Annotated in this window: 1 protein-coding gene; it reads right to left on the minus strand. The window is 67.3% G+C overall.

What is annotated here, in order from left to right; translation table 11 throughout:
- Window positions 1-1,089 (minus strand): GEVED domain-containing protein (locus tag ACFQ6N_RS41110; RefSeq protein ID WP_380659236.1); only part of this gene is annotated, 1,089 nt, incomplete at both ends.

The following is a 1,089-nucleotide window of genomic DNA, read 5'->3' on the forward strand; positions in this document are numbered from 1 at the left end:
GCACACCAGAGGATTGGCCGCGTTGCAGGTGAACGCACCGGCGTTGCTGACACTGGCGAAATCCAGGCCGGTGCCCAGGGTATCGGTCAGCGTCAGCACGTCGCGGGTGTTGCCATCGGCCACGGTGACATCGACGGTGTAGCTCACCGTCGTGCCCACCGCGACCGGGCCGGCCGTGTTGGAGCGCTTGGCATAGCCCACACGCGTCACCGGCACGGTCACATCGCTGCGCGTGCAGTGGTCGGCATCGGTGCAGCTGGCGCCCGGTGCGGGCGCATTGCCGCTGTTGAAGGGGTCGTAGCCACCGCCGACACTGGCGTGATTGGTCAGAACGCCGGTCGCCGCTGCAGTGACGGTCACCGGCAGGGTGAACACCGAACTGGACCCGGCGCTGCCTGCCGCTGCAAGGACCTGAGTGCTGGTGCAGGTGACGTCCTGGCCGCTGGCGGTGCAGCTCCAGTTGCCACTGACATGCGTGCCGCTCCAGTTCGGCGCGATACCGGCCGGCAGCTGGTCACGCACGGTGATCGTGCCCGCCGCCACATTCGGCGGATTGCCGGTGGGCACGTCGCTGGTGTTGCTCACCGTCAGCGTGTACTCGGTGCCGGCCTGGCCATAGTTCCAGACGCCGCCGGTGGCATTATTGCTCTTCACCACCTTCAGCGACGGCGCGGTGATGGTGATCCGGTGGTCCTCAACCTCGCCGTCGTCGGCCACGCCGGTCGGGTTCTGGATCTGGACCGCGTTGGTGGAGTAGCGCAGGCGCACGTAACTGGTACCCGCCAGTACCTGGGCGGGCACGGTCCAGGTCAGGTTCGCCTGGCCACCACTACAGGCCGCGATACCGCTGCGCTCGTTGGCATCGAACACGCCATTGCGGTTGAAGTCGATCCAGCCGGCCACGCTGCCATTGCCCACGCAGGCGACCGGTTGGTTGATCTGGGTACCGGCCTGCATCACCGTCAGGCGGTAGCTGGTCGGCCAGGCATCCTCTTCGCGGCTTCCCACCTGCGGGAAGTTGTCATCGCCCAGCGCATCCAGGCTGTAGCTGCTGCGCTGCTCGGTATCCGGGCCGAGGCTGCCGAGGAA

Origin of the sequence: Kitasatospora sp. NPDC056446 (assembly GCF_042796115.1) — a bacterium.
Classification (GTDB): Bacteria; Actinomycetota; Actinomycetes; order Streptomycetales; family Streptomycetaceae; genus Kitasatospora.